The 19,223-nt window shown below is 71.1% G+C and carries 18 protein-coding genes; 13 read left to right on the top strand and 5 right to left on the bottom strand.

From position 1 onward, the window contains the following. Positions 1 to 25: 25 nt before the first annotated feature. Positions 26 to 451, top strand: coding sequence for a ribulose bisphosphate carboxylase small subunit (locus tag EIL87_RS11765; protein ID WP_125090279.1), 426 nt, complete (start codon positions 26 to 28; stop codon positions 449 to 451). 4 nt (positions 452 to 455) lie between these two features. Then, positions 456 to 1,442, top strand: coding sequence for an AAA family ATPase (locus EIL87_RS11760; RefSeq protein WP_125090278.1), 987 nt, complete (start codon positions 456 to 458; stop codon positions 1,440 to 1,442). 12 nt (positions 1,443 to 1,454) lie between these two features. On the opposite strand, the gene EIL87_RS11755 is transcribed toward EIL87_RS11760, so the two are convergent. After that, positions 1,455 to 2,348 carry a LysR family transcriptional regulator gene (locus EIL87_RS11755; protein ID WP_125090277.1) on the bottom strand — a complete coding sequence of 298 codons (894 nt, stop codon included), beginning with the start codon at positions 2,346 to 2,348 and terminating at the stop codon, positions 1,455 to 1,457. A 359-nt stretch (positions 2,349 to 2,707) separates the two neighbouring features. Between EIL87_RS11755 and EIL87_RS11750 the strand changes: the two genes are divergently transcribed. The 3 genes from EIL87_RS11750 to EIL87_RS11740 all read left to right on the top strand — a co-directional run bounded on the left by EIL87_RS11750 (position 2,708) and on the right by EIL87_RS11740 (position 7,156). Beyond that, positions 2,708 to 4,432, top strand: a complete 1,725-nt coding sequence (locus tag EIL87_RS11750) for an acyl-CoA dehydrogenase family protein (protein ID WP_125090276.1) — start codon at positions 2,708 to 2,710, stop codon at positions 4,430 to 4,432. Beyond that, positions 4,425 to 5,663, top strand: a complete 1,239-nt coding sequence (locus EIL87_RS11745; RefSeq protein ID WP_125090275.1) for a CaiB/BaiF CoA transferase family protein — start codon at positions 4,425 to 4,427, stop codon at positions 5,661 to 5,663. Before EIL87_RS11750 ends, EIL87_RS11745 begins: the two co-directional genes overlap by 8 nt. A 164-nt stretch (positions 5,664 to 5,827) precedes the next feature. After that, positions 5,828 to 7,156 carry an MFS transporter gene (locus EIL87_RS11740; protein ID WP_125090274.1) on the top strand — a complete coding sequence of 443 codons (1,329 nt, stop codon included), beginning with the start codon at positions 5,828 to 5,830 and terminating at the stop codon, positions 7,154 to 7,156. Between the two features lie 26 nt (positions 7,157 to 7,182). On the opposite strand, the gene EIL87_RS11735 is transcribed toward EIL87_RS11740, so the two are convergent. Next, positions 7,183 to 7,413: a hypothetical protein gene (locus EIL87_RS11735; protein ID WP_125090273.1), complete on the bottom strand. Its 231-nt coding sequence runs from the start codon at positions 7,411 to 7,413 to the stop codon at positions 7,183 to 7,185. Between the two features lie 422 nt (positions 7,414 to 7,835). On the opposite strand from EIL87_RS11735, the gene EIL87_RS11730 reads away from it, so the two are divergent. From EIL87_RS11730 to EIL87_RS27065, 3 genes are all read left to right on the top strand, one after another. Then, positions 7,836 to 8,711, top strand: a complete 876-nt coding sequence (locus tag EIL87_RS11730; RefSeq protein WP_125090272.1) for a Rieske 2Fe-2S domain-containing protein — start codon at positions 7,836 to 7,838, stop codon at positions 8,709 to 8,711. 112 nt (positions 8,712 to 8,823) lie between these two features. After that, positions 8,824 to 9,333, top strand: coding sequence for a TetR/AcrR family transcriptional regulator (locus EIL87_RS11725; RefSeq protein ID WP_233576190.1), 510 nt, complete (start codon positions 8,824 to 8,826; stop codon positions 9,331 to 9,333). A 127-nt stretch (positions 9,334 to 9,460) separates the two neighbouring features. After that, positions 9,461 to 9,637: a hypothetical protein gene (locus tag EIL87_RS27065; protein ID WP_199740379.1), complete on the top strand. Its 177-nt coding sequence runs from the start codon at positions 9,461 to 9,463 to the stop codon at positions 9,635 to 9,637. A gap of 148 nt (positions 9,638 to 9,785) precedes the next feature. Here the strand turns inward: EIL87_RS27065 and EIL87_RS11720 are convergent, their stop codons facing one another. From EIL87_RS11720 to EIL87_RS11710, 3 genes are all read right to left on the bottom strand, one after another. Beyond that, on the bottom strand, positions 9,786 to 11,261 hold the full coding sequence (locus tag EIL87_RS11720) for an MFS transporter (protein ID WP_125090270.1): 1,476 nt from the start codon (positions 11,259 to 11,261) through the stop codon (positions 9,786 to 9,788). Between the two features lie 264 nt (positions 11,262 to 11,525). Next, positions 11,526 to 12,320 carry an SDR family NAD(P)-dependent oxidoreductase gene (locus EIL87_RS11715; RefSeq protein ID WP_125090269.1) on the bottom strand — a complete coding sequence of 265 codons (795 nt, stop codon included), beginning with the start codon at positions 12,318 to 12,320 and terminating at the stop codon, positions 11,526 to 11,528. A 394-nt stretch (positions 12,321 to 12,714) separates the two neighbouring features. Beyond that, positions 12,715 to 13,242 carry a CGNR zinc finger domain-containing protein gene (locus tag EIL87_RS11710; protein ID WP_125090268.1) on the bottom strand — a complete coding sequence of 176 codons (528 nt, stop codon included), beginning with the start codon at positions 13,240 to 13,242 and terminating at the stop codon, positions 12,715 to 12,717. A 143-nt stretch (positions 13,243 to 13,385) separates the two neighbouring features. Here EIL87_RS11710 and EIL87_RS11705 point away from each other — a divergent pair, with 143 nt between their 5' ends. From EIL87_RS11705 to EIL87_RS11685, 5 genes are all read left to right on the top strand, one after another. Then, positions 13,386 to 14,660 (top strand): MFS transporter, encoded by a 1,275-nt coding sequence (locus EIL87_RS11705; RefSeq protein WP_233576189.1) that lies wholly within the window; start codon positions 13,386 to 13,388, stop codon positions 14,658 to 14,660. A 163-nt stretch (positions 14,661 to 14,823) separates the two neighbouring features. Further along, positions 14,824 to 15,420, top strand: a complete 597-nt coding sequence (locus EIL87_RS11700; protein ID WP_125090267.1) for an Rv1733c family protein — start codon at positions 14,824 to 14,826, stop codon at positions 15,418 to 15,420. A gap of 149 nt (positions 15,421 to 15,569) precedes the next feature. Further along, positions 15,570 to 16,079, top strand: coding sequence for a universal stress protein (locus EIL87_RS11695; protein WP_158628624.1), 510 nt, complete (start codon positions 15,570 to 15,572; stop codon positions 16,077 to 16,079). A 145-nt stretch (positions 16,080 to 16,224) separates the two neighbouring features. After that, entirely contained in the window at positions 16,225 to 17,073 is an 849-nt protein-coding gene (locus EIL87_RS11690; protein ID WP_125090265.1) for a universal stress protein, read from the top strand. A gap of 347 nt (positions 17,074 to 17,420) precedes the next feature. After that, complete coding sequence (locus EIL87_RS11685) at positions 17,421 to 18,878, top strand: patatin-like phospholipase family protein (RefSeq protein ID WP_125090264.1); 1,458 nt, start codon at positions 17,421 to 17,423, stop codon at positions 18,876 to 18,878. Positions 18,879 to 19,223 lie beyond the last annotated feature (345 nt).

The raw sequence follows: 19,223 nt of genomic DNA, 5'->3' as shown, positions 1-19,223 counted from the left end.
CCCACCACTGAGGCAGGAGCACGCCATGCAACTCCGCTACGGAACGTTCTCGTACCTGCCCGACCTCACCGACGAGGAGATCGCGGCCCAGGTGAAGTACGCCCTGTCCCAGGGGTGGCCGGTCTCGGTCGAGCACACCGACGACCCGCACCCGCGCAACGTCTACTGGGAGATGTGGGGCTTGCCGATGTTCGACCTGGTCGAGCCCGACGGTGTCCTCGCGCAGATCAACGAGTGCCGCGCCGCGTACCCGCAGCACTACGTGCGGGTGCTCGCCTACGACGCCAGCCTGGGCAGGCAGTCGACCGCGCTGCACTTCCTCGTCCAAAGGCCGCAGGAGGATCCGGGTTTCCTCGTCGAACGCCAGGAGGCGACGGGACGCACCCAGCGGTACACCGTGAAGTCCTACGCCACAGAGGAACCGGCCGGTGCTCGCTACGCGAGGAGGTGACGTCGTGGAGAAGCCCACGGGTTTCGGGTTCCCGAGGCCTCCCCAGGCCGACCCGGAGCCGGACGCGCCGATCACCGAGGCGGCCGTGCCCGAACCGAGACCGCTCGGTGACGACGCGGAGCTCGACCTCTCGGCCGACGAGTCGGCGACCCGGGTCGCGGAGACGCTGGCATCGCTCGACGCCGAGCTGGTCGGGCTGGCTCCGGTCAAGCGGCGCGTCCGCGAGATCGCCTCCTTGCTGCAGGTCGACCGCGCTCGCGAGCGGTTCGGGCTCACCTCCTCGACCCCGACCCTGCACATGAGCTTCACCGGAGGACCCGGCACCGGGAAGACCACCGTGGCCATGCGGATGGCGACCATCCTGCACGCCCTCGGCTACATCAGGACTCCGCGGGTCCACGTGGTGACCCGCGACGACCTGGTCGGTCAGTTCATCGGCCACACCGCACCGAAGACCAAGGAGGCGCTCGCGCGGGCGGCCGGCGGAGTGCTGTTCATCGACGAGGCCTACTACCTCTTCCGCCCGGACAACGAGCGCGACTACGGCCAGGAGGTCATCGAGATCCTGCTGACCGAGATGGAGGACGAGCACAGCGACCTGGTGGTCATCTTCGCCGGGTACCCGGAACGCATGGCGACGTTCTTCTCGGCCAACCCGGGCTTGAGCTCCCGCGTTCCGCACCACATCGAGTTCCACGACTACGACCACGCCGAGCTGGTGCAGATCGCGGACCTCATGGTCGCGGAGGAGAACTTCCGCTTCAGCGAGCACGCCCGCGAGGTCTTCGCCGAGTACCTGACCCGCCGGATGGAACGGCCGAACTTCTCCAACGCGCGCAGCGTGCGCAACGCCATCGAGCGCAGCCGCCTGCGCCAGGCCCGGCGCCTGGTGGCGCTGAACCGTCCACTGAGGAAGGAAGACCTCGTCACCATCACCGCGGAGGACATCTACGGGAGCAGCGTGTTCGCGGGAGCGTCGAGCGAGCACTGACCGGGCGGCGGATCACGCGGGTGCGGTCGGCAGGACCTCCTCCGCGAGGTCCAGGACGGCGTGCAGCGCCGCGGACTCGTCCGTTGCGCGCCAGACCAGGGAGACCGGCAGCACCGTTGCGGGCTCGGCGAGCGGGACGAAGACCACGTGCTCCAGGGCGATGCTGCGCGCGGCTTCGACCGTGAGGGCGATCCCGACGCCGGCACCGACCAACGCCAGGAGGGTGAACGAGTCCGGAGCCTCCTGGACGATGCGCGGGGTGAAACCGGCTTCGAGGCACGAGCGCACGCCGAGCTCGCGGACCTCCGACCCCCGTGCGGCCGGGAAGGTCACGAAGTGCTCGTCGGCCAGCTCGCCCAGCGTCACCTCGTCCTCGGCGGCCAGCGGGTGGGTGTCGGCGACGGCGAGCACGAGCCGGTCGTGCCGGATGACGCGGTTGCGGAGGCCGCGGGTGTTGCTGACCGTGGCGAAGGCGAGGTCGAGGCTTCCGTCGGCGACCCTGCCCACGGTCTCGCCCGAGTAGTACGGACCCTGCAGCACGAACTCGATGCCGGGCAGCTCGGCGGTGACGGCCCTGGTCAGGATCGGCAGCGTGACCGCGCTGCTGGTGCCTGCGAACCCGAGCGACACCCGCCCCACCTGTCCTCGACCGGCGGCCCGTGCGGCGCGGCGTGCCACGGCCGCGGCCGCCAGCACCTCCCGGGCCGGACCCAGCAGCGTTTCCCCGGCCGCCGTGAGCTTCACCGACCTGGTGCTGCGGTCGAACAGGGTGGTTCCCAGATCCCGTTCCAGCAGGCGGATCTGCTGGCTCAACGGAGATTGGGAGATGTGCAGGCGCGCCGCAGCCCGGCCGAAGTGCTGTTCCTCGGCGACCGCGACGAACCCCGCCAGGTGCCTCAACTCCACGTGCATCGGTCCTTCGGTCGCCGGTCGCTCCGGAGCGGCCATGTTCAGTGCCGATCCGCGATGAGTCAACCACCGATCCAGACCGGATGCAGCTCGGTGGCCCACCCGCATCGACCTCGCGCACCGCGCTGCCTCGGGCGGTGGTTGCGCGCGACGTGGCGGTCGGCGAGCGCGCAGACCCGCGGAATTGTGCTGGAAGACGTCTCACCGTGCGCTCAGATTGAGGTTGGACCTCCCACGATCACGCTGCGAGGGTGGACCCACCGCGCCGCGGGATCCAGGACGCCGCCACGGCGCCGCGGTCGCCCGCACTGGCACTTCCTGGACGTCGCCGTCCCCGATCTCGTGTGGAGACCACCGTGAACGTCGCTGATGGAGATCCCGCCCTCCGGCCGCTCCTCGACAGCTACCTCTCCGCAGACGACCGCGCCCGCGTGGAGCCGTTGCTCGACGAGCTCGGGGAGATCGCAGGCGGCGAGCTGGACGCCTTGGCGGCGACCGCCGACCGGAACCCGCCTGTGCTGAGGCAGTTCGCACCGGACGGCACGAGGATCGACGAGGTCGAGTTCCACCCTGCCTACGACCGGATGTGCGAGATCGCGTTCGGGACGTTCGGGCTCGCCGCGATGTCGCACCGGCCGGGTGTGCACGGCTGGTCGACCACGACCCCTCACCTGGTCAAGTACGCCCTCTCGTACTTGTTCGTGCAGTCGGAGTTCGGCCTGGCCTGCCCGGTGTCCATGACCGACTCGGCGGCACGGGTGCTGCGCATGTTCGACCCCGAGGCCTTCACGACCGAGATCGAGGCGCTGACCAGCCGCGATCCGGCCGCGGTGGCCACCGGTGCGATGTTCATGACCGAGAAGCAGGGCGGCAGCGACGTCGGCGGGACCGCCACGGTCGCGACCGACCACGGCGACCACTGGACCCTTGACGGCCACAAGTGGTTCTGCTCCAACGTGTCGGCCGACGTGATCCTCACCCTCGCCCGGGTTCCCGGACAAGGCGAGGGGACGCGGGGACTGGGGCTGTTCCTGGTTCCCCGGCACCGGCCGGACGGCAGCCGCAACGGCATCAGGATCGACCGCCTCAAGGACAAGCTGGGGACCAGGTCCATGGCCAGCGGCGAAGTCACCTTGCAGGACGCCTTCGCCCGCCCCGTCGGCGACCTCACCCGCGGCTTCGCTCAGATGGCCGAGATGCTCAACGTCTCCCGCCTGTCCAACGCGATGCGGGCGAGCGCGTTGATGAGGCGCGCGGCTCGGGAGGCCGTCGACCACACCCGGCAGCGCCAGGCCTTCGGCGCGCTGTTGTTCGACCAGCCCTTGATGCGGTCCACGCTGCTGCCGCTGCTGCTGGAAGCCGAGGCGTCCCTGGGTCTGGTGCTCGAAGCGGCGGACGTGCTCGACGCCGCCGATGGCGGGGACGAGCGCGCCCGCGCGCAGGTCCGGGTCCTCACCCCGCTGGCCAAGCACACGGTGTGCAAGCGGGCCCGCCACGTGACCGGTGAGGCGATGGAGGTGCGCGGCGGCAACGGCTACATCGAGGACTGGGTGGACCCGCGCCTGCTGCGCGACGCCCACCTCGGGTCGGTCTGGGAAGGCTCGTCGAACGTGATCGCCCTGGACGTGCTCCGCTGCATGCGGCGCGAGGGCTCCCACGCCCTGCTCATCGGGACCTACCGGGAACGGCTCGCGGCCCTCCACCAGGCGGCGTGCGCACCGGCTGCGAACCTCCTGTCGCGGCACTGGGAAGCGCTGCGCGTGCGGGGTGAGGAGCTGCTGGCCGCGGAGCGGTTCGACCAGGAAGTCGGCGTCGCCGCCTACGCCGACGACCTCAGCGACGCCGTGATGGCCACGCTGCTGCTCGAACAAGCGCACCGCGAGCTGGAGAACGGTCTCGGACACCGCAAGTTGCTCGTCGCCCACACCTGGTTGCACCGGCTCGTCGGAGGACGGCTGGGCTCGGTTCCCGCGCTGGCGGTTCTGCCGCAGATCGCCGACGGCGGCGACGTCGACGCCGAGACCGCACGCGCGGCCTTCACCGCCATCCCCGACAGCGCTCAGGAGGCGCACCGTGTCTGAGTCCACCGTCCCGCCCGGGGCCGGTCCGCTGGCCGGCATCCGCGTCGTCGACCTGTCCAAGATCCTCGCGGGCCCGTACGTCACGATGTCGCTGGCGGACCTGGGCGCGGACGTGGTGAAGGTCGAGCACCCGGATGGTGGCGACCCGACCCGCTCGTGGGGGCCGCCGTTCAACGGTCCGGACGCCACCTACTACCTGTCGGCCAACCGCAACAAGCGGTCCGTGGTCCTCGACCTGAAGTCCGCGGACGGGCACGAGGCGGTGCACCGGCTGATCTCCACCGCCGACGTGGTCGTGGAGAACTTCCGCCCCGGCAGCTCGCTGCACGAGCTCTACAGCTACGAACGCCTCAGCGAGCAGTACCCCGAACTGGTGGTGCTGCACATCTCGGCCTTCGGCGATGCGGGACCGATGCGGCTGGAACCCGGCTACGACATGGTGGCCCAGGCGGCGGCCGGGCTGATGTCGCTCACCGGCGAGCCCGACGGGCCACCGCTGAAAGCCGGGTACGCGATGGCCGACCTCAGCGCCGCGTTGTTCGGCGTCATCGGCGTGAACGCCGCGCTGGTCGAGCGCGCCCGCACCGGCCGCGGCCAGTACCTCACCACCTCGCTGTACGAGAGCCAGCTCGCGCTGCACGTGAGCTGGGCGACCGGGTACTTCGCAACCCGCGAGCGTCCCCGGCGGCTCGGCTCCGGCCACCCCAACCTGGTGCCCTACCAGGCGTACCCGGCCTCCGACGGGAACTTCGTGATCGCGGTCGGCAACCAGGACCTGTGGCGCCGGTTGTGCGTGACCATCGGCCGCGAGGACCTGCCGGCCGACCCGAGGTTCATCACCAACGCGGACCGGGTGACGCACCGCGACGCCCTCAACGCCGAGCTCGAGGTGACCCTGCGCGAACGGACCGTCGAGCAGTGGTGCACCTTGCTCGGCCAGGCGGGCGTACCGGTGACGCCGATCCGCTCCCTCGACGAGATCTACGCGTCCGAGCAGACGCAGGTGCTGGGCATGATCGGCACCGTCGACCACCCGGCGGTCGGTGAGCTCGAGCAGATCCGGTTCCCGGTCACCTTCCGGGGCGAGCGCCCGGAACTGCGCACCGCGCCCCCGGTGCTGGGGGAGCACAGCCGCGAGGTCCTCAGCGAGCTCGGCTACGACGACGCCGAGGTCGACCGCCTCCTCGCAGCCCCCGGTGACCTCCGCGAGGAAGCCCGTCCCCACCAGTAGGCCGACGCCCGTGGAAGCGACGCGGAACCGCAGCGGTGGACGGCGAGACCCCCCGGCGCGCCGGGGAGTTGCCACACCAGTGTCCACGGAGGACGGGACACTGCGCCGTCGTGCGTGCTGCGGGTGCGTCGCGCAACGGGGAAGTGACACGAGAGGACATCGCGATGGAGCGATCAGGAGCGGGCGCGACCACCGCCGCGGCGAGCGCACCTCGTGCGCGGGAGGCGCGCAGGGCGGGCATCACCGCGTTCATCGGGACCACCATCGAGTGGTTCGACTTCTACATCTACGGATCGGCCTCGGCCCTGGTGCTCGGCACGATCTTCTTCCCCGAGGTCACCCCGGCGCTGGGCACGCTCGCCGCGTTCGCCACGTTCTGGGTCGGCTTCCTCGCGCGCCCGCTGGGCGGAGTGGTGTTCGGGCACTTCGGGGACCGCTTCGGCCGCAAGAAGGCCCTCATCATCACGCTGGTGATGATGGGAGGTGCCACGTTCTGCGTCGGACTGCTGCCGACGTACGCCCAGATCGGCGCCGCCGCCCCGGTCCTGCTGGTGTGCTTGCGGATGGTGCAGGGCGTGGCGATGGGCGGGGAGTGGGGTGGGGCGGTCCTGATCGCCACCGAGTACGCCCCGCCCGGCAAGAAGATCCTCTACGGTGCCTTCGCGCAGCAGGGGTCACCGGTCGGCAACCTCCTCGCCACGCTGGCCTTCCTCGGCATCGCCCACCTCTCCGACAGCGCCTTCGCGTCCTGGGGCTGGCGCCTGCCCTTCCTGGTCTCGGCCGTCCTGGTGCTCGTCGGTCTGTTCATCCGGCTCCGTCTCACGGAAACACCGGAGATGCGCGCGGTCCTCGCGTCAGAGCAGCGCTCGAAGCTGCCCATCAAGGACGTGCTCGGGCGCTACCCGGTGCTGGTCGCGCTCGGCGTGGGAGCCGGTACCGCAGGTGTGGCGATCACCTACGTCAAGACGACGTTCGCCTTGTCCTGGGCGACCGAGGAGCTCGCCTTCAGCCGCTCGTCGTTCCTGACCGTGATCACGATCGCGCTCGTGGTGCAGGTCTGCGCGCAGCCGCTCGGTGCAGTGCTGGCGAGCAGGGTCGACCTCAAGCGCGCCGTCCTGTGGATGCTGCTGCCCGAGATCGTGCTGCTGCCGGCGATGTTCGCGCTGGTCAGCACCGGCTCGATGCCGCTCGCGATCCTGGGGATGGCCCTGGCCACGGTCCCGCACGCCACGTACTACGCGGCGCTGGCAGGCCTGCTGGCCCAGGTCTTCCCCGTGGAGGTCCGGTACACAGCGATCTCGTTGTGCTACCAGCTGTGCACCACGCTCTTCGCCGGCACGGCACCGATCGCCTGCCAGTTCCTGCTCGCCCGCACCGGGTCCATCGTGCCGGTCGTGGTGCTGGGCCTGGTCTACGTGCTGATCACCCTGGTCTGCGCAGTCGCCCTCATCCGCCGCAGCGGGGCGTTGTCGAGACGCGCCACCGGTGCGTGACCGCATCAACCTCCTGCGGGACTGCCTCACCCCTGCGGCGAGCTGGACCGCTGGAGGTCGGCCGGGTCCAGCGTGATCTCGGGTTGCATGGCTCCGGCGAGCAACCAGGTGATGGCCTGCCGAGCGTTCGCCTCGTCGCTGAGGACGACGACGATGTCCTCGCGGCCAGGGGCGGTGTAGTGCAGTGTCCACGCGCCGGCGCTGTCCTGGGTGATGTCCAGGCACCCGCCGTCGCCAAGGGGGATGGTGCGGTTCATCGGGGCCTTCTGCTGGATCGGGGCTGCTACTGGCCAGCATCCTCCCTGCGGGTGATCTTGACAGAGTCTTTCGGCCCTCGTTCGTTCCGGTTTTTCTCCGGGTCGCCGTCGGGTGGGCAATTGGCTCGCTCGCCACGCGCGCGGTGGGGTCCGGACGCGTCGGCCTCGGTCGCCTCGTGGGGGGCGGTCGGGACGCTGCGTAACCCACTCGGCGGTGACCCCACCAGCGGGGTGAACAGCGTTTGTCGTCGAGCCGGTGCTGGGCAATCTTGAGGAGCGCGCCGGTACCGGGCACCTGCCGGTGCACAGGATCCCCGACGCGGGTGCGGGCGTGGGCGAGCTGCCGGAGGCGCTGTCCGGACCGACTCGCGGATCGGAGTCCCGTGGGTGTGCCGAAGTGGCTGTCGACGGAGGAGGCGCTGATGCCAGAGCGGAAGATGCTCGGACGACAGTTGGCGCGACGCATGCCGTGGTTGGACCAGGTCGAGGACAAGCTCCAACCGCTGGTGCGCGACGCGTTGAGCAAGGCCATGCCGCTGCGGAACTTCTTGGACGGGACGTGGTTGGGAGCGCCGCTGCACCCCGCGCTGACGCACGTCCCGCTGGGAGCGTTCACGACGGCGCTCGTCCTCGACGCCGCGGAGTCGGTGTCCGGGGATTGGCGGTGCGGCGCCGCCGCCGACCGCGCGCTGACCGTGGGAGTGCTGTCGACCCTGCCCGCTGCGACGACCGGCACCGCCGACTGGCGCGACCTCCTGGGCGAATCGAGGCGGGTGGCCGGGACGCACGCCCTGCTCAACGTGGCGGGCCTCGTGCTCAACGTGGCGTCCCTGGTGGGGCGCGCGCAGGGGAACCGCCGGTTCGCCAAGCTGAGTTCCGGGGCGGCGTTCGCGGCGTCCGCGGTCGCCGGCCACATCGGGTCCGAGTTGAGCTACGGCATGGGCGTCCGGGTCAACCAGGAGTACGCGCACAAGGGCCCGGACGAGTTCACCGACGTGCTCAGCGAAGCCGACCTGGGCTCCGACGAGCTGAGGCGCGTGGAGGTCGCCGGGGAGGCCGTGCTGCTGGCTCGGTCGCGCGCGGGCACTCCCGTGGCGATCGGGGCGGTGTGCAGCCACGCCGGCGGGCCCCTGGACGAGGGCAAGCGGGACGGCGACCGGGTGATCTGCCCGTGGCACGGCTCCTGCTTCGAGATGGCGACCGGCGAGATCGTCGACGGCCCGGCGGTGTTCGACCAGCCGCAGTACGAGACCCGTGTGCAGAACGGCCGGATCTCCCTCCGACGCGTGCACCCATGAGAGCGGGGATCCGCCCCGGGCCGCGCGGTGCGGGCTGGCGTGGCCAGTGGTGCTCCGAGTCCGGTCGGGCCGAGGTGCTGCTAGCTCCTCCCACTACGCGCGCATCCTCGCCGTGGCGGAGGAGGAGGTCGCTGCGCGCGGTGCTGACGCCTCCCTGGAGCAGATCGCCCGCACCGCGGGCGTGGGCTCCGCGACCGTGCGACGGCACTTCCCCAGTCGTCACGCGGTCCTCGATGCCGTGTCCCGCAAGCGGGTCGACGCCTTGCGCGTCCGCGCCGACGAACTGGCGACCGAGCGCGGTGGTCGAGAGGCGCTGGTCCAGTGGCTCAGCGAGGTCGTCGACTACTGCGCCTCCGCACGCGGCCTGGCGGTCGCGCTGGCGTACGACCAGACCGGGGCGGAGGCCGCGCACAACTCCTGCTCGGAGCTGCTCGAGGAAGCGGCGAACCCGCTGCTGCGTCGTGCTGTGCGGGACAACGCCGTGGCGACGAGCACCACCGCTGCCGACCTGATCGCGGCGGCGGTCGGCGTCGCGCTGGCCACCGAACACCACGGCGATCCCGCCGCTGCGGCGCAGCGGCTGTTCCGGCTGATCCGCGCAGGTGTGAGCCCGCAGCGCTGACCACCCGCGGGACGCCTCCGTCCACATCGGTCAACGGTGATCAGCCGGCCGGGCGGTGGTCGGTTTCTGCGCGCCGTGCGGCGGGTAGGGCGTGGGCGACCGCTCGTCAACGGAAGGAGTCGACATCATGGAGCGCGGCTCGGACAAGCACGGACCGATCAAGGACGACGAGATGGAGAAGGAGATGGAAGAGCATCTCCGCCGGGGGCACAGCCAGCGGGCCGACGAAGCGTTGGACCCCGAACCGCCCGCGGACGACGACCCGGAGACCGTCGTCCGGCCCGAGCCCTCCGCGGAAGGCTGAGCGGCAGCCCAGCAGGCGGGTGGCCCGGGGACGGTTCCGTCTCGCGTGGGCCCGGTGCCTGCGGTGGCGATGACGACGAGGGCGCACCCTCCGCGCTAGGCGTGGGAGGGTGCGCCCTCGTCGTGTCCCTCTCTCCCGTCGGCGACCGTCAGCTGTGGTCGGTCTCCGGGTCGGCGCCGGGGTCGCGGCGCTGGTCGCGGGCGGTCTTCCTCGCTTCGGCGGAACTGGCGGCCGTGGGGCTGGAACCTGGGAGCGACCGGCGAGCGGACTCGCGGGTGAACAGCACCGAGACGGCCCCGACGACGCCCGCGATCATCAGCAGGAACGCCGGCGACATCGTGTTGCCGGTGAACCCGATGAGCGCCTCGGAGATCAGCGGCGTCGTACCGCCGAACAGCGCCACCGAGATGTTGAACCCGATGGAGACGCCGCCGTAGCGGACCGGCGTGCGGAACAGCGCGGGGATCGTCGAGGGCAAGGTGCTGCTGAAGCAGACCAGGATCAACCCCAGGACGAGGATGCCCAGGAACACGGCCCACCAGTGCCCGAGGCTCATCAGCAGGAAGATCGGCAAGGCGAGCACGACGAGGGCGACGCTTCCCACGGTCGTGATCGGCAGCCGCCCCCACTGGTCCGACCGCCACCCCAGCCGCAGCACCAAGCCGATCACCAGCAGCAGCGCCGACAGGACCAGCACCAGCGACTGCGGGTGGCTGAAGCCGAGCACGACGGTCAGGTAGGTCGGCATGTACGCCGTGAGCATGTAGTTGGTGACGTTGAAGACCAGCACCAGACCAACGCAGATCAGCAGCGGCCGGAAGTTGTCGACGAAGATCTCGCGGTAGGAGTTGCGCGGCTGGGACTCCTGCTCGGAGCCGCCGCCGCTGGACCCGCCGGCTTGGTCCTCCTGCTGGAAGGCGGGCGTTTCCTCGAGCCGGAACCGCAGGTACAGGCCGATGATCCCGAGCGGCCCGCCGAGCAGGAACGGGATGCGCCAGCCCCAGCTGAGCAGGTCGTCCTGGGGGAGGCTCACCGTCAGGACAGTCACCACGGCGGCACCCAGCGAATACCCGAGCAGCGTGCCGAACTCCAGCCAGCTGCCCATGAAACCGCGTCGCCGGTCGGGTGAGAACTCGGCGACGAACGTGGTGGCGCCGCCGTACTCACCGCCGGTCGAGAACCCTTGCACGAGACGGGCGACGAGCAGCAGGACGGGCGCCCAGATGCCGATGGTGGCGTAGCTGGGGATGAGCCCGATCATGAACGTCCCCGCGGCCATGGTGACCATGGTGATGGCGAGGACCTTCCGCCGGCCGATGCGGTCACCCAGCGGTCCGAAGAAGAACCCGCCGAGCGGGCGCACGAGGAACGCGACCGCGAAGGTGGCGAAGGTGGACAGCAGTTGGGCCGTCGGGCTGCTCGACGGGAAGAAGACCTGGCTGATCACGACGGTGATGTAGCTGAAAACACCGAAGTCGAACCATTCCATCGTGTTCCCGATGGCGGCGGCCGCGACCGCTTTGCGGAGCTTCGGCTCCTCGACGAGGGTGACGTCCTCGGGAGTCGGTCGAGTCCGCTTGCGCTTGCGAGCCCACCGCCCGTGGCGCGCCGTTTCGGCAGCCATGCCGCACCTCTCAGCTGTCGGTGATCACGTCCGCGTCGTCGGCGCCTCGCCGCCGCGTGGGCACTCCGCAGCGGTCGTGCACCGTCTCGTGCACCGCGCTGAACGGCTTGGCTGCCACCGGCTCCTCCTCGTGATCGAGTCGGTCCGGCTATCGGGTTGGCAACCTCGGGGACGTCTAAACCTCCGCTCCGAGCACGCGCGTCATGCGGAGGAGGTCTTGGCGAGCGGGTTTCCCCAGGACTGCGGCTCGGTCCCGCGAATGCTTCACGACCGTGCGGTGCCGGGTGCGCTCATCCGGCGGTGGACGGCGGCGACCAGGCGCTCTGGCAGCACCCGCGACAGCGCGACCTGCACGCGGTTAGCAGACGACCCGGCCACCACGGAATCACGGCCGCGCACCATCGCGGCGTAACCCTGGCGGGCGACCGTGGCGGCTCTGTCCTTCGGGCCGGCGCCGATCTTGGTGTCGCGCATCCGGGCCCGGTTGAAGAACTCGGTGTCGGTGGGCCCCGGCAGCAAGGTCGTGACGGTGACCCCGGTGTCCCGCAGCTCATCGCGCAGGGCCTGTGCGAACGACTGCACGAAGGCCTTCGACGCGTTGTAGACCGCCATGAACGGTCCTGGAGCGGTCGCGGCGATCGACGAGGTGAACAGCACCCGTCCGCGGCCCTGTTCGACCATCCCGGGGAGCAGCAGCTTCGCGAGGTGCACGGTGGCGCGCACGTTGAGGTCGACGACGCGCAACTGCTCGTCGAGCGTGGTGTCGTCGCCGGTGAACGGCCCGCCGACGCCGACACCGGCGTTGAGGGCCAGGACCGCGAGCGGCCGTCCGGTCACCGCGGCTCGCCCGGCGAGCTCCTCGACCCCACCGCGTTCGGCGAGGTCGACCTGGAGGGTCTCGACGTCCGCGCCGACCACCCGCATCTCGCGAGCGGTGTCGGCGAGCTGCGTGTTCTCGGCCGTCAGGAGCAGGTCGTACCCGTCCTGGGCGAGGCACCGCGCCAACTCCCGCCCGATGCCGGTCGACGCGCCGGTGACCAGGGCCAGCGGTTTCGCCATGGTGGAACTCCCTCCAAGGGGCACTGGGCGGAAGCGGCTCTTACACGGATTGCCGCGCGGGGACCTGGTCAAACTCCCTCCGACAGGGGAGTGCGGCGGGGCTGATCGCGAAGGGGCGAGCCGAGCGGTGCGTTGCCGGCCTCGAACGCACGGGCACAGCGGTGGTCCTGCGGACCGTGCGAGGTGCGCCAGGCGGGACACCGCCTGGCGCGGCGTCATCCTCGCTGATCGTGCAGCCGGATCGGTCCGTTGAGGACGAGTTCGTTGGTCTGATCTCCGATTCCGCAGGCGCACAACCGTTTCGCGTCGCGTCGAGCTCAGCGAGCGCGCTGCCCACATGGGACGTGGAACGGGGAAGATCGTCGGCTGAGGTGGAGCGATCCCCGGTCAGGCGCTACGGGCGGTTGCGGGCGGCGAAGGTGCGTGCCTTCTGGCGGTTGCCGCAGACCTGCATGGAGCACCAGCGGCGACTCCGGTTCTTGGTCGAATCCCAGAACACCCAGCCGCAGTCCTCCGCGGGGCAGCGTTTGACCCGCTCCACCTCGCCGGTGATCAGCAGGGTGGCGAGCGCGGACGCGATGGTCGCGAGCGCTCGCTGCGTCGGCGGCAGGTGCGGGTCGGGTTGGAGGGGCGACTCCGGGTCGAGCGACGCCAGCAGGGGCAGCTCGAGGAGCACGGCGTCCGCGTCGGCGAGCACGTGGGAGCGCTGTTCCTCGGTGCCGAGCACTTCGCGGAGGCCTGAGCGCAGGCGGAGTCCCCGATCGTGGTCGGCCTCGGTCACCGCGGGTGTTCTCGGAGTCAGCTCGTGCTCCCGCAACCAGCGGGCGAGGCCCGCGGGCTCGCTCAGCGCGTCGGTGCCGTCCTCGACGTCGAGCGTGTTGGCGAAGGCGATGACCAGCTGGGCGTGCCGGGACGGATCCATGGCGACGCACCTCCTCGGCGGCGCGGAGTAACCGGTCAACCTGATGACAGGTTACCCGTTCGCGGGATGGACGGGCGACTGCCCACCGGTGACACTATCCACCTAAGTGCTTTCACTGGTTACTCGAAGAGGGATGGGCAGCTGTGCACCGACTCGCCGAGCCTCCGGCCGCCGCGCCGTCCCGCGACCGCAGCGGGCACAACGCGCTGGTGCTGGTGGTGTTCACCGCCGTCACCAACTTGGCCGACGGCGTGCTGAAGATGGCGTTGCCGTTGATGGCGACCACGTTGACCAGCTCACCGGCGCTGGTTGCGGCAGTCTCGCTGGCGCTCACGCTGCCGTGGCTCCTCACCGCCCTGCACGTGGGCGTGCTGGTGGACCGGTTCGACCGGCGCCTGCTGCTGTGGCTGGCCAACGGCCTGCGGCTGCTGACCCTCGCGGCACTGCTGGTGGCCTGGCGCTCGGACGCCGTGACGCTGGTGTTGCTGCTGGTCGCAGGCGCGGTGCTGGGCATCGCCGAGGTGATCGCGCTGACCTCGGCGATGGCGCTGACCCCGACCGCGGTGGGGCCGCGCTGGCGCGAGCGGGCCAACGCCTGGATCACGGGTGCCGAAACGGTCTGCAACGAGTTCTGCGGCCCCTTCGTGGGCGGCCTGCTCCTCGCGGTCGGCAGCGCGTTCGCGTTGGGTGCTACCGCCGCCGGGTACGTGCTGGCCACCGTGGCACTGGTGTTCCTCCTCGGCCGCTTCCGCGTTCCGCGGGACGCAGCACCGCAGGCCAGCGTGGCCGGCCGGATCGGAGAGGGGCTGCGCTACCTGTGGCGGCGCCGACTGCTGCGGTTGATGGCACTGGTGCTGACCGTGCTGTGCTCCTGCTGGGGTGCCTGGCTGGCGCTCATGCCGCTCATGGCCACCACCGTGCTCGGGCTCGGACCGCGGGAGTACGGGCTGCTGCTGAGCGCGTTGGGGGTCGGTGGGCTGGTCGGTGCGCTGACCGTGACGACCGTGAACCGCCTCATCGGCCGGCGCTGGGCGTTGTTCGCCGACCTCGTCGGCACCTTCGCCATGGTGATCACGCCCGTGCTGACCACCGAGCTGTGGGCGCTCGCCGCGGGGGCCTTCTTCGGTGGGCTGGGAGGAACGCTGTGGACGGTCAACTCCCGCACCATCGCCCAGTACCTCGTCGAGCCGGAGATGATGGGTCGCTACAGCGCGGTCGCGCGCCTGTTCAGCTGGGGAGCGATGCCCGTCGGCGCCGGCGTGGCCGGGCTGCTGGCCGAGATGGTCGGCATGCGCGTCGCTTTCACCGCCTTCGCCCTCGCCGTGCTGATCACGATCCCACCGTTCCTGCGCACCGTCACCCCGCAGGTCCTCGCCGGCGTCGAGCGGGCGAGGCAGGAGCAGCTCGCCGAGGGCTGACCCGGTGCGCGCGCAAGACGCCGGCGGGCGGGCTGGAGGCGTGGCAGACGTGCTCGGCAGACCGATCGTGATGCTGCGGCTGGAGGGGAAGAAATGCCCTGGTCCCGATGTCCGGCGGCGTTCACGGTGGTCGAGGAACCGGAGTTCGCATGGGGTCAAGGCGATGAGGTGTGCGGGTACCAGCTGGCTCGTCCACGCGCTGGGGCTGGGGCAGAACCCGGTGCGCCGTCGGGTCGACCGGCTCGTGGCCGTGGCGCTGCTCCTCGTGCTCGTCGCCGGTGTGATCGGCGCGCCCGTGCTCGCGGTGTCCTGGGGCCAGGCCGAGTACGCCGCGCAGCAGCGCGAGGCGGCCGTCCTGGCCAGCAGCCAACGCGTGGTCGACGCCGTCGTGCTCACCGATCCCGACGAGGTCGGGTCCGAGGCCGGGGGAGACGTGAGCTCACGCGCTGACGTCCGGTGGACCAGCCACAGTGGTCTCCCGCGCGTCGAGCGCGCCGAGGTTCCTCCCGGCAGCGACGTGGGCGAACACGTCCCGCTGTGGGTCGACGCCGCCGACCACGCGGCACCCGCCCCACCCTCGGACACCACGATCCGTGCGTCCGCCGTGGGCACCTCGATCGGCGTGCTCGCTCTCGGCCTGCTCGCCTGCGCCGGGCTGATGAAGGCCGTGCGCGTGGCCGGGGACGCGTGGGCGCAGCGCCGGTGGGCGCGGGAGTGGGAGCGGGTCGAGCAGGAGTGGTCCGACCCCGGCCGGGGATGACAGGTGCCGCGCGCGCGATCACGCCGGTGCCCAGAGGACGCAGGTGACCTAATGCTCTGAACAGGCCGGGGCCGCACCGCACATCCTGGGGAGGCAGTCCGCTGGAAGGCGGTTCCCCACCGGGGTTTCGTCGGTGCGAGGTGGTTGCGGTGGCCGGGAACGAGCGGATCGTCGTGGGCGTGGACGGCTCGGAGGCGAGCCGTCGCGCTCTGCGGTGGGCCTTGCGCGAAGCCCGGGTGCGCGGGGCTTCGGTGGCCGCGGTCATGGTGTGGCATTCGCAGGCTGTGCTCGCCGGTCCGGCTCCGCTGCTGATGAACCCCCGCTTGGCGCCGCACCACGTGCGCGAGCAGCGGTGGCAGGAGCTGACCCGCGTGGTCACCGAGTGCAGCGCGGGCCTGGCCGCCACCGACGTGAGCGCCGAACTCGTCGAGGGGCACGCCGACGAGGTGCTCATCGAGAAGTCGAAGGACGCCGCGATGCTGGTGCTCGGAGACCACGGCCGGGGGAAGGTCGCCGACGCGGTGCTCGGCAACACGGCGTTGCGGTGCGTCGAGCACGCGAAGTGCCCCGTGCTGATCATCCCGAGCGGTGTCAACGACGCCGCGGGAGCGGAGGACGCCCAAGGCGCGCCGGAGGAGGGCCGTCGGGCCTTGAGGTGACCGCGCTCGGTGCACGTCGAGTGGAGCGTTCTCCTCGAACGGAGCGTCGGTCACGGGCGTGGCCCACCGACGTCCAGATCCGGTTGCGGCGGCTGCGGGCCGCCGTACGGTCGGCGTGAACGCGCCGGGGGAGCGAGGTGTCGGTATGCGGGAAGTGGCGGGCGTCGACGGCTCCGATTCCGCGCTGGAGGCCGTGCGCTGGGCGGCCGTGGACGCCGAGGTGCACGGACGTCCACTGCGCCTGGTGTGCGCCGTACCTCGCGTTCCGCACCTCGCGGGAGAGGGCTTCGACGAGGCCGAACGGCCGCGCTGGCTCACCGAGGCGGTGAGCACCGCGCGTGCCGCTGCCGGCGGTGTGGAGGTCGAGCAGGAGCTCCGGCATGGGACGCCCGGCGAGGTGCTGCTCGACGAGTCCCACGAGGCGCAGCGGCTCGTCGTCGGTGGGCGAGGGCTCAACGAGTTCACCGGGGTGCGGATGGCGCTGGGTTCGACGGCGGAACTGGTCGCGATGCGCTCCCGGTGCCCGGTGGTGGTCGTCCCGGAAACCGCCGGTCACGAGCGCGTGCGCACGGGAACGGTGGTGGTGGGTGTCGACGGGTCGCGGGTGGGCGAGCCGGCGCTCGCTGCGGCCTTCGAGGAGGCGTCGCTGCGGGGAGTGCCGCTGGTCGCCGTGCACGTCTGGAGCGACGTGGCCGTCGACTGGTTCGGGTCCCGGTCGGTCGACTGGGACACCGTCAAGGGCGACGAGGAGCGCGTGCTCGCGGAGCGGCTGGCCGGGTGGGAAGAGCAGTACCCGGACGTCGAGGTGGACCGGGTCGTCGCCCGCGACCGACCGGTCCGCTTCCTGGTCGAGTGCGGGGAGCGGGCGCAGCTGCTGGTGGTGGGCAGCCGCGGACGCGGCGGCATGACCGGGATGCTGATCGGGTCCACCAGCCGGGCACTCCTGCACCACGCCCCCTGCCCCGTCCTCGTCGTGCGCGCCGACCTGCCGTGATCCCGCCCGTGCAGCGGGAGGAACCGACCTCGCGGACAACCCTCCGGTCCGGCAGCCCGGTGCCCGCCGATGTCGGCAGCGGGGCGGGGATCACAAGGCGTGGTGCACTGCTGTTGTGGTCGGTCTGGCTAGTCCGGGTCCGATGAGGACTGCACGGTCCGGTCGCTGGAGGTGGACTGGCCGGCGCTCCCGTGCTGCCTGCCCTGCGGACCTGCACCGCGTCGAAGCCAGGTTCGCGCTCTGCCTCGAACAGCTCGCCGAGCGTCATCACGCTGAGGCCGACGTGCACCACGTGGCACGCGATCTGGCGCCGTGGTCGCGTCGCCACCTCGACGCGCTCCGCCGCGATGCGCGGTGGCACGGCCTCCGCCTGCCGCGCGAAACTCCTGGTGGCTCGGGCACGGGTGGGGCTCGAACGGCTCAGCGCGGTGATGTCGGACCGTGGATTCCCGTCCAGCGTGGAGCTCATCGCCGATCTGCCTCGCGCGCACCTGCGCGCCACGGGGTCAACCTCCTCTGGGAGGTGGTCGGTCCACGCGCGCAGGCCATCAAGACGCCGCGCTCGTCGACACCGCCGCCCAGGCGCGCGCAGAGTGGTGCGCGCCAGTGCCCCTGGCTGGACTCCACGCTCAAAACCCAAACCCCGCAGGCGTTGGCGAACTGAGGTGCCTCGGCTCCAGTTGCGTTTACCTCGCCGATCACGGGGTAACTCACCAGTAGGGAGGGACGCTCCGCATGAAACGCGCTGCGGCGGTTCCCGGCACGGCCGGGAGGTGCCGCACCGGCCCTACGGAGGCGCCATGTCCACGCACGGTGATGCGCGCACCACTTCGACGAACGACAGGTCTGGCGTGGGGCTCGTGCTGGGTGCAGGCGGGGTCCTCGGCGCGTGTTGGAGCATCGGCGCGCTCCGAGCGCTGGAGATGGTGGGCCGGTGGGATCCGCGCACGTGTGACACGATCGTGGGTACTTCCTCCGGTGCCGTGCTCGCGACGCTGTTGTCCCGCGGCATCAGCGTGCAGGCGTTGGACGCAGGTCAGCGCTCGCCCGACGAAGGAGTTCTGGCCGAACACGGGTTCAACTGCGCCAATCCCATGATGCTGCGCACCCCGTTGGGCCTCCTCGGGCTGGGATCACCGCGGCTGCTGGCGCAGTGCCTGGCGAACCCACTCGGCGCGCCCCTGTTGCACTGGTGCGTCGCGCTGGCTCCGTCCGGTCGTGGGTCCTTGGTGGAGCTGCGCGAGTTCATCGACCAGGTCGTGGACCGGAACCCCGTCACGGTGCCCATGAACGTGGTCGCCACCGACTACGACAGCGGGCAGCGCGAGATCTTCCACCCGGGCAGCCACGAGGACCTGGTCTTCTCCGAAGCGGTCGCCGCGTCCTGCTCGGTGCCCGGGCTCTTCCCGCCGGTGTCCATCGCGGGCCGGCGCTACGTGGACGGCGCGATCGGTTCGAGCACCAACGCTGACATCCTGCTCGAGACGGGCGTGGACACGGCCATCGTGGTGGCTCCGATGGCGGCGAACTCCTTCGACCGGCCGCGCTCACCGCTCGCCCAAGCCGAGCGGTTGGTGCGGCGACGGGTCACCGAGGGACTCCGGGCCGAAGTCGACCGGTTGCGCGAGAACGGGATCCACACCACAGTGCTGGCCCCGACCGCGGAGGACCTCGGCACGCTCGGCGTCAACGCGTTCGACTGCACCCGTCGTTTACCGGTCATGGACACGGCACTGCGCACGACGAGCCGGCAGCTGGAGGAAGACGGCACCCCGAGCCCGCACGTGGCGGTCGGGACGACCTGACCCGCCGCTGGAAGCAGGCCGAGAACACCCGCTGCCGAAGGACTTCCAGGCAGCGTCCCGACCCGACCACCTCGAGAGGCGCCCCTGGAGGACTTCCTGCCCTGGGCGCACGCGTGACGGCACGTGCGGGCGGAGCTGGTTCGCTCCTCTTCGCGTGTGCGAAGGGGTTGGTGAACAGGGCGGAAGTCGGTTCCGCTCAGCGGTGTTGCGTGCTGGTCGCCTTCACGAGAGCTCCTGGGCAGCGAACCGTCGTTGATAGCAACGTCGATCGAGGAGACTCGCTGCACAGAGGTCAGATCCGCATCGGTGCGACGGTCGTGTGTTCGATGAGGACGGTGCTAGCCG

This window comes from Saccharopolyspora rhizosphaerae (genome assembly GCF_003931915.1).
Classification (GTDB): Bacteria; Actinomycetota; Actinomycetes; order Mycobacteriales; family Pseudonocardiaceae; genus Saccharopolyspora; species Saccharopolyspora rhizosphaerae.
Note: the sequence above shows the minus strand (reverse complement) of the source record. Positions and strands in the feature narration are given on the sequence as shown.